This window comes from Rhodoferax saidenbachensis, assembly GCF_031457975.1.
GTDB lineage: Bacteria > Pseudomonadota > Gammaproteobacteria > Burkholderiales > Burkholderiaceae_C > Allorhodoferax > Allorhodoferax saidenbachensis_A.
Genome location: NZ_JAVDXO010000002.1, coordinates 56,928 through 71,242 on the forward strand (window position 1 = coordinate 56,928; position 14,315 = coordinate 71,242).

16 protein-coding genes are annotated in these 14,315 nt (G+C 61.2%); 8 read left to right on the forward strand and 8 right to left on the reverse strand.

All coding sequences use genetic code 11. The features are described from left to right. The first annotated feature begins 35 nt into the window (after positions 1-35). Genes prfA through J2X15_RS04345 form a run of 3 tightly spaced genes read left to right on the forward strand, consistent with a single transcriptional unit; the run spans position 36 to position 2,360 of the window. A complete protein-coding gene (prfA, locus tag J2X15_RS04335) occupies positions 36-1,133 on the forward strand; it encodes a peptide chain release factor 1 (RefSeq protein WP_310339793.1) in 1,098 nt (365 codons plus the stop codon). 5 nt (positions 1,134-1,138) lie between these two features. After that, positions 1,139-1,960, forward strand: coding sequence for a peptide chain release factor N(5)-glutamine methyltransferase (prmC, locus tag J2X15_RS04340; RefSeq protein ID WP_310341201.1), 822 nt, complete (start codon positions 1,139-1,141; stop codon positions 1,958-1,960). A 58-nt stretch (positions 1,961-2,018) separates the two neighbouring features. Then, positions 2,019-2,360 (forward strand): zinc ribbon domain-containing protein YjdM, encoded by a 342-nt coding sequence (locus J2X15_RS04345; protein ID WP_310339795.1) that lies wholly within the window; start codon positions 2,019-2,021, stop codon positions 2,358-2,360. A gap of 21 nt (positions 2,361-2,381) precedes the next feature. Here J2X15_RS04345 and leuA read toward each other — a convergent pair whose 3' ends face one another. Further along, positions 2,382-4,109 (reverse strand): 2-isopropylmalate synthase, encoded by a 1,728-nt coding sequence (gene leuA / locus J2X15_RS04350; RefSeq protein WP_310339796.1) that lies wholly within the window; start codon positions 4,107-4,109, stop codon positions 2,382-2,384. A gap of 170 nt (positions 4,110-4,279) precedes the next feature. After that, positions 4,280-4,756: an FKBP-type peptidyl-prolyl cis-trans isomerase gene (locus J2X15_RS04355; RefSeq protein WP_310339797.1), complete on the reverse strand. Its 477-nt coding sequence runs from the start codon at positions 4,754-4,756 to the stop codon at positions 4,280-4,282. Positions 4,757-4,879: 123 nt separating this feature from the next. Between J2X15_RS04355 and grxD the strand changes: the two genes are divergently transcribed. After that, positions 4,880-5,206, forward strand: coding sequence for a Grx4 family monothiol glutaredoxin (gene grxD / locus J2X15_RS04360; protein WP_310339798.1), 327 nt, complete (start codon positions 4,880-4,882; stop codon positions 5,204-5,206). A gap of 389 nt (positions 5,207-5,595) precedes the next feature. Beyond that, entirely contained in the window at positions 5,596-6,591 is a 996-nt protein-coding gene (locus tag J2X15_RS04365) for an AAA family ATPase (RefSeq protein ID WP_310339800.1), read from the forward strand. A gap of 14 nt (positions 6,592-6,605) precedes the next feature. On the opposite strand, the gene J2X15_RS04370 is transcribed toward J2X15_RS04365, so the two are convergent. Together J2X15_RS04370 and J2X15_RS04375 are read right to left on the reverse strand one after the other, a co-directional pair. Continuing rightward, positions 6,606-7,247: a lytic transglycosylase domain-containing protein gene (locus tag J2X15_RS04370; protein WP_310339801.1), complete on the reverse strand. Its 642-nt coding sequence runs from the start codon at positions 7,245-7,247 to the stop codon at positions 6,606-6,608. Continuing rightward, the gene (locus J2X15_RS04375; RefSeq protein WP_310339802.1) at positions 7,244-8,986 is read right to left on the reverse strand and encodes a proline--tRNA ligase; all 1,743 of its coding nucleotides are present in this window, start codon (positions 8,984-8,986) and stop codon (positions 7,244-7,246) included. Before J2X15_RS04375 ends, J2X15_RS04370 begins: the two co-directional genes overlap by 4 nt. 91 nt (positions 8,987-9,077) lie before the next feature. On the opposite strand from J2X15_RS04375, the gene J2X15_RS04380 reads away from it, so the two are divergent. After that, positions 9,078-9,704: an RNA pyrophosphohydrolase gene (locus J2X15_RS04380; protein ID WP_310339803.1), complete on the forward strand. Its 627-nt coding sequence runs from the start codon at positions 9,078-9,080 to the stop codon at positions 9,702-9,704. Next, a complete protein-coding gene (locus tag J2X15_RS04385; RefSeq protein WP_310339804.1) occupies positions 9,697-10,224 on the forward strand; it encodes a CNP1-like family protein in 528 nt (175 codons plus the stop codon). The genes J2X15_RS04380 and J2X15_RS04385 overlap by 8 nt, the downstream gene beginning before the upstream one ends. 7 nt (positions 10,225-10,231) lie before the next feature. Here the strand turns inward: J2X15_RS04385 and proB are convergent, their stop codons facing one another. The 4 genes from proB to rplU all read right to left on the reverse strand — a co-directional run bounded on the left by proB (position 10,232) and on the right by rplU (position 13,168). Further along, complete coding sequence (proB, locus tag J2X15_RS04390; protein WP_310339805.1) at positions 10,232-11,368, reverse strand: glutamate 5-kinase; 1,137 nt, start codon at positions 11,366-11,368, stop codon at positions 10,232-10,234. A gap of 55 nt (positions 11,369-11,423) precedes the next feature. Further along, positions 11,424-12,515: an Obg family GTPase CgtA gene (gene cgtA, locus J2X15_RS04395; protein ID WP_310339807.1), complete on the reverse strand. Its 1,092-nt coding sequence runs from the start codon at positions 12,513-12,515 to the stop codon at positions 11,424-11,426. 71 nt (positions 12,516-12,586) lie between these two features. After that, entirely contained in the window at positions 12,587-12,844 is a 258-nt protein-coding gene (rpmA, locus tag J2X15_RS04400) for a 50S ribosomal protein L27 (RefSeq protein ID WP_310339809.1), read from the reverse strand. Between the two features lie 12 nt (positions 12,845-12,856). Next, positions 12,857-13,168, reverse strand: a complete 312-nt coding sequence (gene rplU, locus J2X15_RS04405) for a 50S ribosomal protein L21 (protein ID WP_310339810.1) — start codon at positions 13,166-13,168, stop codon at positions 12,857-12,859. Positions 13,169-13,373: 205 nt separating this feature from the next. On the opposite strand from rplU, the gene J2X15_RS04410 reads away from it, so the two are divergent. Continuing rightward, positions 13,374-14,303 (forward strand): polyprenyl synthetase family protein, encoded by a 930-nt coding sequence (locus tag J2X15_RS04410; RefSeq protein WP_310341202.1) that lies wholly within the window; start codon positions 13,374-13,376, stop codon positions 14,301-14,303. The last annotated feature ends 12 nt before the right edge of the window (positions 14,304-14,315 follow it).

Here is a 14,315-nt window from a genome sequence, read left to right on the forward strand (position 1 = left end):
GGGGGCCTTCCCCAATTTTCCGTCTGAGTAGTGCCATGAAACCGTTTTTGCGCCAACAACTTGCCCGCTATGCCGACCGCCTGGGAGAGCTGGAATTTCTGCTGTCCCGCGAGGACATCATGAAAGACATGGAGCAGTTCCTCAAGCTTTCGCGCGAGCACACTGATGTGGCCGCCGTGGCCACCCGCTGGGCCCGCTACCAGCAGCGCGAGGCCGACCTGGCCAGCGCGCAGGACATGAAATCCGACCCCGACATGGCGGAAATGGCCGAGGAAGAAATCACCAGTGCCACGGCCGAACTGACCCAGCTGGAGACCGAGCTGCAGCGCATGCTGCTGCCCAAAGACCCGGACGATGCACGCCCCGCGTTTGTGGAAATTCGCGCAGGCACGGGGGGCGACGAATCGGCCCTGTTTGCGGGCGACCTGCTGCGCATGTACATGCGCTACGCCGACCGCTGCGGCTGGAAAAGTGAGATCGTCAGCGAATCGCAAAGCGAGCTGGGCGGCTACAAAGAAGTGGTGGTGCGTATGGAAGGCCACCACAACGGCACGGGCGCCTACGGCGCGCTGAAGTTTGAGTCCGGCGGCCACCGCGTGCAGCGCGTGCCCGCCACCGAAACCCAGGGCCGCATCCACACCAGCGCCTGCACGATTGCCGTGCTGGCCGAGCAAGACGAGGCTGAGGCGATCAAGATCAACCCATCCGACCTGCGCATCGACACCTACCGCGCCAGCGGTGCGGGTGGCCAGCACATCAACAAGACCGACTCGGCCGTGCGCATCACCCACATCCCCACCGGCATCGTGGCCGAGTGCCAGGACGGCCGCAGCCAGCACAGCAACAAGGCCCAAGCCCTGAAAGTGCTGACCGCGCGCATCCACGAAAAGGACCGGTCTGAGCGCGCCGCCAAAGATGCTGCCGAGCGCAAGAGCCTGGTGGGCAGTGGTGATCGCAGCGACCGCATCCGCACCTACAACTTCCCGCAGGGGCGCCTGACCGACCACCGCATCAACCTGACGCTGTACAAGCTGCTGACCATCATGGAAGGCGACCTGGACGACGTGGTGGAACCCCTGCAGGCCTACGAGGCGGCGGAGCAACTGGTGGCGCTGGAGAAGGGGCTGAACTAGCCATGATGCAGACCGTGACCGACGCACTGGCATACCTACACGCCATGGGACTGGATCGGCTGGATGCCCAGCTGCTGGCGCTGCATGTGGCGGGCCGCCCCGCCCACGACCGCGCCTGGCTGTTGACCCACGACACCGGCACCCTGCCCGCCCCCGCGCTGGCCAGCCTGCAGACGCTGGCGCAGCGCCGCCTGCAGGGCGAACCCATTGCCTACCTCACGGGCCACAAGGCGTTTTATGGGCTGGACCTGCAGGTGGACGCGCGCGTGCTGGTGCCCCGGCCGGATACGGAAACGCTGGTGGACTGGGCGCTGGAAGTGCTGGCCCCTACGCCGAACGCCACGGTGGTGGACCTGGGCACGGGCAGTGGTGCGATTGCGCTGGCGCTGAAGCACACGCGCCCCGCACTGCGGGTGCAAGCGGTGGACTACAGCGCCGATGCGCTGACCGTGGCGCAAGCCAATGCGCAGCGCCTGGGCCTGGAGGTGGCGTTTGCCCAGGGTTCTTGGCTATCGGGCGTTACCGGCCCGTTCCACGCCATCGTCTCCAACCCGCCCTACATCCGCGAAGACGACGAGCACATGCCTGCGCTGCGCCACGAACCGCGCCAAGCCCTGACTGCGGGTGCCGACGGGCTGGACGACATCCGCGCTATCGTCGACCAGGCGCGCCAGCGCCTGTTGCCTAACGGCTGGCTGCTGCTGGAGCATGGCTACGACCAAGCCCCCGCCGTGCGCGCGCTGCTCATGGCGGCCGGTTTCACCGAAGTGCAAAGCCGCCAGGATCTGGCGGGCATAGAACGCTGTAGTGGTGGAAACTGGGCCTAGCCCTCGTATTCGTTGCGCAAGCAGCTCTCTTTTTAATAGCAACCACTTAACTCAACCCATGTCTACCAGCCCCGCCTGCCCTCAATGCACTTTGGAAAACACCTATCCCGACGGCAGCAACTTCGTATGCGCCGACTGCGGCTTTGAATGGCCCCAAACGGAGGCCTCCAGTGCGGACGATGAAGCCGACGCCGTGGTGAAAGACTCCAACGGCCAGGTCCTGCAGGACGGTGACGCGGTGGTGCTGATCAAGGACCTGAAGGTCAAAGGCAGCTCTACCGTGCTGAAGATGGGCACCAAGGTCAAAAGCATCCGGCTAGTGGGCGGCGACCACGAGGTGGACTGCAAGATGGACGGTGGCAGCTTTATGCTGAAAGCCTGCTTTTTAAAGAAGGCCTGAAGCTGCGCACCGCCAGCCTGATCAGGCCACCTCGGTCTCCAGCGCGCCGGCCCGCACCAACCCCAGGCGGTTCACACCGCTGATGAGGGCCTGGATGGAGGCGGTGACGATGTTGGTGTCCATGCCCACGCCAAAGCGCTCCCCGCCCTTGCCGGTATCGCCATTGGCAGACACCAGCTCCAGGAAGGCACAGGCCTGGGCGTCGCCGCCATCGGTGCTAGCCTTCGTGGAGCGCTCTTCATAGCTGCGCACCTGCACTTTCACCCCCATGCCTTGCAACGCGTGCACCGCTGCGTCGATGGGGCCATTGCCTTCGCCACTGAGCAGCATGGGCTGGCCATTCACCTCTACGCCAATGCGGATGCCCTGCACATGCTTGCCCGTCTGGCCGGGGTGGTCGAACAGGTGGTGTTCCACATAACGCACCGCGGCGCCGGGGTTGTTGAGGTAGGTGGCATCGAACAGGTCCCAGATGTTTTGGGCCGTCATCTCGCCGCCATGGGCGTCGGTGTGGGCCTGCACCTCTGCGGAGAACTCCACCTGCAGGCGGCGCGGCATCACCACACCAAACTCGGCTTCCATCAAGTACGCCACGCCGCCCTTGCCGCTCTGGCTGTTCACGCGGATGACCGAGTCATAGCTGCGGCCCAGGTCAGCCGGGTCAATCGGCATGTAGGGCACGTTCCACAGGGTATTGGGCTGCTGGGCGGCGAAGCCTTTTTTGATCGCATCTTGGTGCGAGCCGCTGAAGGCGGTGAACACGAGGTCGCCCACATAGGGGTGGCGCGGGTGAATGGGCAGCTGGTTGCAGTGCTCCACGGTACGGGCCACGGCATTGATGTCCGAAAAATCCAGCCCCGGTGCGATGCCTTGGGTGTACATGTTCAGCGCGAGCGTGACCACGTCCACATTGCCGGTACGCTCGCCATTGCCAAACAGGCAGCCTTCCACGCGGTCGGCGCCGGCCATCAGCCCCAGCTCGGCTGCGGCCACACCGGAGCCGCGGTCGTTGTGCGGGTGCAGGCTCAAGATCACGCTGTCCCGGCGTGCCAGGTTGCGGTGCATCCATTCGATCTGGTCGGCATACACATTGGGGCTGGCCACTTCCACCGTGGCAGGCAGGTTGAGGATGACCTTGTTGGCGGGCGTAGCGCCCCACTCGGCGGTCACTGCGTTGCAGACCTCCAGCGCAAAGTCCAGCTCGGTGCTGGTGAACACTTCGGGGCTGTACTCCAGCACCCATTCGGTCTCGGGCGCCTGGGCGCACAGCTCTTTGATGAGACGCACGGACGACACGGCCAGCTCTTTCACCTCGCCGCGGCTCATGCCGAACACCACGTCGCGGAACACGGGGGCCGTGGCGTTGTACACGTGCACGATGGCGCGGCGCGCGCCCTTGAGCGACTCCATGGTGCGGCGGATCAGGTGTTCGCGGGACTGGGTGAGCACCTCGATGGTCACATCGTCAGGGATATGCCCACCTTCAATGAGGTTGCGGACGAAGTCAAAGTCGGTTTGCGAGGCGCTGGGGAACGCAACCTCAATCTCCTTGAACCCCACCTGGCACAGGGTGCGGAACATGCGCATCTTGCGCTCGGCGTTCATGGGCTCGAACAGCGACTGGTTGCCGTCCCGCAGGTCGGTGCTCATCCAGATCGGTGCCGCGGTGATGGTGCGGCTGGGCCACTGCCGGTCTGGCAGGTTGACGGGGGGAAAGGCGCGGTATTTGGTGGCGGGGTGGGTCAACATGGCTTACGTCTCCTCTGGGGCCGATACAGGTTTAAGTTCCTTGTATCGTAGGCCCACAGAGGGGGCAGTCGATTGCGAATGTGTGCTCACATCGCCATCAACGGAGCTGAATATGGCGTATATTTTTAAATATCAGCAATATTCAGCTTATCAACGGGGATATCAGGCAATCAGTGGTGATGGCCGTGGGCGCCGTGCACGTGGCCGTGGGCGATTTCCTCTTCGCTGGCGGCGCGCACTTCCAGCACCTTCACCGCAAAGCGCAGGGCCTTGCCGGCGTGCGGGTGGTTGCCATCCAGGTGCACCACGGGACCCTTGATCTTGGTCACGGTGAAGACGATGGTGTTGCCATCTTCGGCACGGCCTTCGAGCTGGCCGCCCACCTTCACACCGGGGGGAAACTGGGTTTTGGGGATGGTTTGCAGCAGGGCTTCGTTGTAGTCACCAAAGGCGTCAGCGGGCTGCAGTTCAATGGTGGCGGCAAAGCCTACGCCCTGGCCTTCCAGCGCTTCCTCAATCTTGGGGAAGGTGTTGCCGTAGCCGCCGTGCAGGTAAGAAATGGGCTCCTGGCTTTGGTCCAGCAGTTTGCCGGTGGTGTCGGAGACTTTGAATTGCAGTGTGACTGCGGTGTTTTTGGTGATGTTCATGGCCCCTATTATCCGAAAAATTCCGAAAAAGCCCTGCCCGCTGCGCGCCTTGTACGTCACCCCACGCACCGGGGCCAGCGAAGGTGAAATAATCGGGGGTATCTATTCTCAGGAAACTGCACCATGAGCGACGCACAGCAACGCATTGACGATCTCGTCAAATCCAACGACATCCTGCTCTTCATGAAGGGCACGGCCAGTTTTCCCCAGTGCGGTTTCTCCGGCCGCGCCATCCAGATCCTCAAGGCCTGCGGCGTGGATACCAAGACGGTGAAGACCGTGAACGTGCTGGAAGACGACGGTATCCGCCAGGGCATCAAGGAATACAGCAGTTGGCCCACGATTCCCCAGCTCTACATCAAGGGCGAGTTCATCGGCGGCTCGGACATCATGATGGAGATGTATGAGAACGGTGAGCTGCAACAGGTCATTGGGACTCCTGCGGCCTGATCTTTTTCTGCGCTGTTGAACAGCCACCTTCGGGTGGCTTTTTGTTTTGCGCCGTTCGTTGTTGGCGCCCGCCACAGGCCCGGGGTGAGTGCCGCCGCTCATGTCCCCCGGCCTACGGCCTCCTCCTTGACTTCGCTTTGGCACTCACCCCGGACCTGCGGCTTGGTAGCTGCGCGTGAGCGAGCGCTGACCGTGTGGTTCAGGTGGGTGGGGTGTTCTGCACAGTGAGGTCAAGGAGGAGGCCCCTCACGGGCCGGGGGACACGAACGGCGCAGAGCACCCACCCGCCTGAACCCGAAAAAACAGTACCTAACAAGGCTGTTCGAAGGCTTTGGGCTGGCACAGCCCATGCTTTAATGAATGCGTGGTTTGTTGACAAGGAGTACTTTATGGATTCCCGCAGTCTCGTTCCCCATGCCCCCGGCTTTCGCCTGCCGATAGCCAACATGCGCAACGTCTTCGCCCCCGACGACGTGGAGCGCAAGCTGGCCAAACTCCCCGACCGCGAATACGAAAACCTGCGCAGCACCTACCAGCGCATGCTGGAGCGTGGCCCCGAACGCTTCCAGGTCAAACCCTCCGGCATCCCCGACATGGGCGAGCTCTACGCCCAGTTGCCTAACTTCACCAACGTGCTCGACGACGTCAAACGGCACGTGGCACTCAGCCATGACTGCCAGGACGGGCTGGAAGTCACCCCCATCCTGCTGCTGGGCAACCCCGGCATTGGCAAAACCCACTTTGCCAAGAAACTGGCCCAGCTGCTGGGCACCGGCATGAACCTGGTGCCCATGAGCTCCATGACCGCGGGCTGGCTGCTGTCCGGGTCATCCTCCCAATGGAAGGGCGCCAAACCCGGCAAGGTGTTCGAGACGCTGGTGGATGGCCAGTACGCCAACCCGGTGATCGTGGTGGACGAGATCGACAAGGCGGCCTGCGACGCGCAGTACGACCCGCTGGGCGCGCTCTACAGCCTGCTGGAACACGACACGGCGGGCAGCTTTACCGACGAATTCGCGGAAGTCGCCATCGACGCCAGCCAGGTGATCTGGATCACCACGGCCAACGATGCACGCGCGATTCCAGACCCGATCTTGAACCGCATGAATGTGTTTGAGATTGACCCGCCCACGCCGGAGCAGGCCCGCGCAATTGCGCGCAACCTGTACCAAAGCATTCGGGGCGAACACGATTGGGGCCGCCACTTTGGCGCCGAGCCGCACAGCGATGTGCTGGACCAGCTAGCCGAACTCGCACCCCGGGAAATGCGCCGCGCGCTGATGACGGGCTTTGGCAATGCGCGCCTGGCGGGCAGCGAAGAAATTCGCAGCGACGACCTGCCCAAGGCCAGCACGGGCAAAAGCAAGATTGGATTTTTGCAGTAGGTGCCACGCGGCGCTTAACCGGCAAAGTCCCACAGCCGTTTGGCGCCCAGCACGGCGTTGGGGTACGGCGCTTTGCCGCGTGAGCCGTTGTAGCGGCCCAGCGCCATGAACACGTCACCACGCTCACGGTCCAGGTAGTGGCGCAGGATCACGCAGCCAAAGCGCAGGTTGGTGCCCATGTGGAACAGCTTGCCCGCGTCGCCATCGCCAAGCACGCGTGTCCAGAACGGCATGACCTGCATGTAGCCACGGGCACCCACACTACTCACTGCAAATTTGCGAAAGTTGCTTTCCACCTGGATCAGGCCCAGCACCAGGGACACATCCAGCCCCGCGCGCTTGCTCTCGTACCAGACGGTTTGCAGAAAGTCCTTGCGGGTCTGCCAGTCGGGCTTTTTCTTCTTGAGCCGCTCGCTCATGGCACCGAGCCAGCGCAGGTACTTGAGGCGAGACTCGGTGTCGGCAAACACCGGCTCGGGCGGCGCGGTATTGGCAATGGCCGCGCTCAACGCCGTGCGCACGGCGTCGGCCAAAGGCTCCTCCACCTGTGCACCGGCCTGCGCTTGCTCCGCAAATGAGAGCACCCCGCACAGCGCCAACAAGCGCTGCAGGCCAATTCGCCTTGAAACCGGTGGCTCGACCAGGTCTGGCGTCATGCCTTCAGGCGTGACAACAGCAAGCCGGCAATCTCCGCCACCGGCACCTTGGTTGCCTCAGTATCACGGCGGTGCTGGTACTCCACCACGCCTTCTTTCAGGGCGCGGTCGCCAATCGTCACGCGGTGCGGCACGCCAATCAGTTCCCAGTCGGCAAACATCGCGCCAGGGCGCTCATTGCGGTCGTCCAGGATCACGTCCACACCGGCGGCCAGCAGTTCGGCATACAGCGTGTCGGCCGCGGCCTTCACGTCGGCAAACCGGTCGGGGCTGATGGGGCACAGCACCACGGTGAAGGGCGCCAACGCGTCGGGCCAGATGATGCCCTTGTCGTCGTGGTTCTGTTCAATGGCCGCAGCGGGCAGGCGCGTGATGCCGATGCCGTAGCAACCCATTTCCATGAACTGGGGCTTGCCGTTTTCACCGAGGAAGGTGGCGTTCATCGCCTTGCTGTACTTGGTGCCCAGGTAGAACACATGGCCCACCTCGATGCCACGCTCGATCGCCAGCACACCCTTGCCGTCGGGCGAAGCATCGCCCGCCACCACATTGCGCAGGTCCGCCACCAAGTCAGGCTCGGGCAAGTCACGGCCCCAGTTGACGCCGCTCAAGTGGTAGTCCACCTCATTGGCGCCGCAGACCATGTCTGCCATCAACGCCACTTCGCGGTCCGCAATCACTTTGAGCGGCTTCTTCAAGCCCACCGGACCGAGATAGCCGGGCTCGCAACCAAAGTGCTCATCAATTTCAGCGAGTGTGGCAAAGCGGAAGTCTGCCAAGCCGGGGAGCTTGCCAACCTTGACCTCGTTCATGCTGCGGTCGCCACGGATCAGCAGCAGCCAGACCTGGGATTTCACCACCGCACCCTTGTCGTCGCGCACATCCGTCGCGACCACCAAGGACTTGAGCGACTGCGCCAAAGGCAAATTCAAATAGGTGGCCACATCCTCACAAGTGCTCTTGCCCGGCGTTGCTACCCTTTTCATAGCGGCTTGCGCAGCAGCTCTGGGGGCTGTAGGGGCTAAAGCCTCTGCCTTCTCCATATTGGCCGCGTATTCGCTGTCCGGGCAATAAACGATGGCGTCTTCGCCCGTGGCGGCAATCACCTGGAACTCTTCGCTCAGATCTCCACCAATGGCGCCACTGTCGGCGGCCACCGCGCGGTAGCGCAGGCCAAAGCGGTCAAAGATCTTGCGGTAGGCAGCAGCCATGACCTGGTAGCTGGCCTTGGCCGCGTCCTGGTCGCGGTCGAAGCTGTAGGCGTCCTTCATGATGAATTCGCGGCCACGCATCAGGCCAAAGCGAGGACGGCGTTCGTCGCGGAACTTGGTCTGGATCTGGTACAGGTTTTTGGGCAGCTGCTTGTAGCTCTTGATTTCCTGGCGCGCGATGTCGGTCACCACCTCTTCACTGGTGGGCTGGATGACGAAATCACGGTCATGGCGGTCCTTGATGCGCAACAGCTCGGGGCCCATCTTGTCAAAGCGACCGGTTTCCTGCCAGAGCTCGGCCGGTTGCACCACGGGCATGGTCAGCTCCACGGCGCCAGCGCGGTTCATTTCTTCCCGCACGATGGCTTCTACCTTGCGGATGACGCGCAGCCCCATGGGCATGTAGTTGTAAATGCCAGCGCCCAGCTTCTTGATCATGCCCGCGCGCATCATGAGTTTGTGACTGACCACCTCGGCGTCCGCAGGCGCGTCTTTGAGGGTGGAGATAAGGAATTGGGAGGCTTTCATGGGGGAACTCGCTGACGACGGAGGCGTTCTGCGCTTGATGCACTGCATTCGCTGTGCATAATGAACGAAGTTTAAAAATTGGGGTTTGATTATGCTCGACCGGGACGGATTTCGGCCCAATGTCGGCATCGTCCTGCTCAACCAGAAAAATCAGGTATTTTGGGGCAAGCGCATACGTACCCATTCGTGGCAGTTTCCGCAGGGCGGCATTGACCGGGGCGAAACTCCCGAGCAGGCCATGTTCCGCGAATTGCACGAGGAAGTGGGGCTCCAGCCGGAGCACGTGAGCATTGTGGCCCGTACCCGAGACTGGTTGCGCTACGAGGTGCCAGACCGGTACATCCGACGTGACGCACGCGGTCACTACAAAGGCCAAAAGCAGATCTGGTTTTTGCTCCAACTCGTGGGGCACGACTGGGATTTGAACCTGCGTGCCACCGACCATCCAGAGTTCGACGCTTGGCGCTGGAACGACTACTGGGTGCCGCTGGACGCGGTCGTCGAGTTCAAACGCGGCGTCTATGAAATGGCGTTGACCGAACTGGCGCGCTACTTGCCGCGGCACGAGCCACGCAACCGCTTTTTGCGCCATGGCCATCGGTCGCGGGAGATGGATGAATCCGCCCCCGACCACCTGGCACCACCGACCATGGAATTGCCCCCTGGCGCATCCTTTGAACCCGACCCCGGCACCAACCTGCCTACGCACCATGACTAAGGGATTTATCACTAAAAAAGGCGTCGCACTAGCGCTGTACTGGTTCGCTAGTGTTGTCAGTGCACAAAATACGTTGGACAACCCGGACTGGGTGGAGGAGAAAGAGCCCCCTCCACCTGCCTACTCCACTACCAAAGTCTTGGCATTGGAAATGCCTCACTACGTCTCCGTAAAGGTGTCCATAGATCCTTCCACCATTTTGGTTGGCAACGATGGCATCGTGCGTTATGTGGCCGTGATGACCAATCGCACAGGAACAACGAATGCCGTGTACGAAGGCATTCGCTGTGTCAGCGACGAAGTGAAAACTTACGCCCGCGCAGGATCTAGTGGGGAATGGTCCCTGGTATCTGAGCCTGCATGGAAGCCGGTCAATGACAACCTTCCGTCCAAGCATGCCTACGCGTTCGCTCGGCAAGCGGCATGCCAGTCCAGAGTGGCCAGTAGCAAATCTGAAATCATCAAGGCACTGCAAACCGGCATCAAACCGGGTCAGAGCAACCAAGTCTTTTACAACTGAGCAAGCCTCAGCGCGTCAGCACCAAGTTGTCCCGGTGCAGCATTTCCGGCTCTGCCGCATAGCCTAGCAGGCGCTCAAATTCTGACGAGGCCTTGCGGCAAAGCAATCGGGCCTCCGAACTGGAATAATTGGCCAAGCCACGCGCGATCTCCAGTCCGGCATCGTCGCGTACCGCGATTACGTCACCGCGCGAGAAATCACCGTCGACTTGGACCATACCAATCGGCAGCAGGCTCTTGCCCTCATCGCGCACTTTGATGGCTGCACCCGCGTCGACCACCACTGCACCACGCAACTGCAGATGGTCCGCCATCCACTGCTTGCGGGCCTGGCTCTTTTTGGTTTGCGCAATGAGCAAGGTGCCAATCGCATCGCCCTGCGTCAAACGCATCAAAGCATCGGTCTCACGGCCCCAAGCAATCACAGTAGACGCGCCTGAACCCGCAGCGCGCTTGGCCGCCAGGATTTTGGTCAACATGCCACCACGGCCTATGGAAGAACCAGCGCCGCCAGCCATCAGCTCCAGCGCGGGGTCGCCTGCCTTCGCTTCGTGCACAAATTCGGCCGCTGGGTCCTTGCGCGGATCGGCGGTGTACAGACCCTTTTGATCTGTCAGGATCACCAGCGCATCGGCTTCCACCAGGTTGGCAACCAAGGCCCCCAAGGTGTCGTTGTCGCCGAATTTGATTTCGTCGTTGACCACCGTGTCGTTTTCGTTGATCACCGGTACCACGCCCAGCTTCAACAAAGTCAGCAGGGTGGACCGGGCATTGAGGTAGCGCTCGCGATCCGCCAGGTCGGCATGGGTCAGCAGCACCTGGGCGCTGCCCAGGCCGTTGGCGCGTAACTTGGTCTCGTACATCTGGGCCAGGCCCATTTGGCCAACCGCAGCGGCCGCTTGCAACTCATGGATGGCTTTGGGGCGATTCACCCAGCCCAGGCGCTTCATACCTTCGGCAATCGCGCCACTGGACACCATGATGACTTCACGCCCATCGCGGATCAAGTGCGCCAGTTGCCGGCACCACTCTCCAATTGCCTGCTCATCCAGTCCGCGCCCCTCGTTGGTCACCAAGCTGGAGCCCACCTTGACCACCACACGCCGCGCGTCACGCAATACAGGAGAACTGAACTTCTGGGTCATTTTGGCCTGTAGCCCTTGAATTCACTGCGCAAGCAGCTACGAAATTGATAGTGCTTTAGGAAGCAGGAGTATCGGAGGAATCAGCAGAACCAGCGGTAAAGCGAGGATCCACTTCCACATGCGGCTGTTCCGCCAATTGCTGGGCTTTGACGTGCTTGTAGATTTCTTTGATCAGCGGCTCGCAGCCTTCGCGCGTCAAAGCAGAGATTTCAAACACTGGGCCCTTGAATTTGTAGCGTTTGACAAAATCCTTGATCAGCGCAGGACGTTCGTCGCCGGGCACCATGTCGAGCTTGTTCAGCACCAGCCAACGTGGTTTTTTGTACAGGTTTTCGTCGTACTTCTTGAGTTCGTTGACGATGGCCTTGGCCTGCGCCACCGTATCCACGCCTTCGTCAAACGGAGCCATGTCCACCACGTGCAACAGCAAACGGGTGCGCTGCAAATGGCGTAAAAACTGGTGGCCCAGACCCGCACCCTCGGCGGCGCCTTCAATCAGACCGGGCAAGTCGGCGACTACGAAGCTTTGTTCAGGCCCCACGCGCACCACACCCAGATTGGGGTGCAGGGTGGTAAACGGATAGTCCGCAATGCGGGGACGTGCATTGGAAACGGCGGAAATGAAAGTGGACTTGCCCGCGTTGGGCATGCCCAGCAGGCCCACATCGGCCAATACCTTGAGTTCGAGCTTGAGGTTGCGCTTCTCACCGGGCCAGCCCGGTGTTTTCTGGCGTGGCGCACGGTTGATCGCGCTTTTGAAGCGCATATTGCCAAAGCCGCCGTCGCCGCCCTTGGCGATGGTGATCACCTCGCCCGGGGTCAGCAGTTCAAACAGTACTTCGCCGGTTTCAGCATCCGTAATGATGGTGCCCACGGGCATCTTGAGCGTGATGTCATCACCCGCAGCCCCAAACATGTCTGAGCCCATGCCGTGCTCGCCACGCTTGGCGTCGTAGCGGCGCGCAAAGCGGTAGTCCACCAAGGTATTGAGGTTGATGTCCGCAACTGCGTAGACGTGACCCCCGCGGCCGCCATCCCCGCCATTGGGGCCACCGAATTCCTTGTACTTCTCATGCCGGAAAGAGACGCAGCCAGCGCCACCATCTCCCGCGGAGATATCAATGTAGGCTTCGTCAACAAACTTCATGGCATGTACCGAGGTTAGAAATGAAAAACCCCGCGCAAAGGGCGCAGGGTTTCTCGGGGAGCATGGGCAGATTACGCTGCGGTCACGCTCACTGTGTGCTTGTTCAGCGCGCCCTTGACGGCGAACGACACGTGGCCGTCTACCAGTGCAAACAGGGTGTGATCCACGCCGATACCGACGTTGTTGCCGGGGTGGAACTTGGTTCCACGTTGGCGCACGATGATGGAGCCAGCGCTGATCAACTCACCGCCGAAGGCCTTCACACCGAGCATCTTGGGCTTGGAATCGCGCCCGTTTCGCGTAGAGCCGCCGCCTTTTTTCTGTGCCATGACCTGTGCCCCTTATGCGGAAATCGCGCCGATTTGCAGTTCAGTGAACTGCTGGCGATGCCCTTGACGTTTCTGGTAGTGCTTACGACGACGCATTTTGAAAATGCGCACTTTGTCGTGCTTGCCATGAGAAATTACTGTGACCGTAACGGTCGCACCGGACACCAAGGGTGTGCCAACCTTCAATTCAGCGCCGTTTCCGACCGCCAGAACCTGATCAAACACAATCTCTTGGCCTACGTCCGCAGCAATCTGTTCTACTTTAATTTTTTCGCCGGCAGCAACGCGATATTGCTTACCGCCGGTTTTTATGACCGCGTACATGTTGACCTCTTCGACTAGGAATTCTGCAAAAGAATTTTTACAGAGCCTTGGAGTATACCATTTTGGCAAATTTGTCCAACCCCCGGCCCTGACCGCCAAAAGCGCGGTGGAGGGCTTCCTATAATGACGGGATAACAAACCGGTCATCGCCTTGCAAGTCACTATTCCCGGCTCATCGACGGGGCTCTCCATCGTCGAACAGGACATGCGTCATGTGGACAGGGTCATTGCCCAGAGGTTGGACTCTGGTGTGCCTCTGGTCGGCAGCGTTTCCCAATACATTATCGCGGCCGGCGGCAAGCGCCTGCGCCCCGCCCTACTGCTGCTGTGCTGTGGTGCGCTGGGCTACCAGGGCGAGCAACGCTACAACTTGGCCGCAGTGGTGGAATTCATTCACACCGCCACACTTTTGCACGATGACGTCGTAGACGACTCCGCACTGCGCCGCGGCCACGCCACCGCCAACGCCAAATTTGGCAATCCGGCCAGCGTGCTGGTGGGTGACTTTTTATATTCGCGTGCATTCCAGATGATGGTGGAAGCGCAAAGCATGCGCATCATGCAAGTGTTGGCGGATGCCACCAATGTGATTGCCGAAGGCGAGGTGCTGCAGTTGATGAACATGCACAACGCCGCGCTGGACGAAGCGGGCTACCTGCAGGTCATTCGCTCCAAGACCGCCAAGCTGTTCGAAGCCAGCGCCCGCGTAGGCGCCATTTTGTCGGGAGCCAGCGCAGTTCAGGAAGAGGCCTGTGCGGAATTCGGTCAAGCCCTGGGCACCGCGTTCCAAGTAATCGACGACGTACTGGACTACACCGGGGACGCAGCGGTGATGGGTAAAAACCTGGGCGACGACTTGCGTGAAGGCAAGACCACGCTGCCGCTGATAGCCGCCATGCAGCGCGGCACCCCAGCAGAACGCCTCGCCATCCAAACCGCCATCGAAACCGGCGAACTGAGCATGCTGGAGCAGGTCATCGCCATCGTCAAGAAGACGGGAGCTTTGGACGTAGCGCGCGAAGCGGCCTATGCCGAAGCACAACGCGCCGTCGCCGCCGCACAACGGCTTCCAGCGTCAGCACATACAGACTGCTTGCTACAATTAGCGACCCAATTGCTAGAGCGAGATCATTGATTTTTCGGGTTC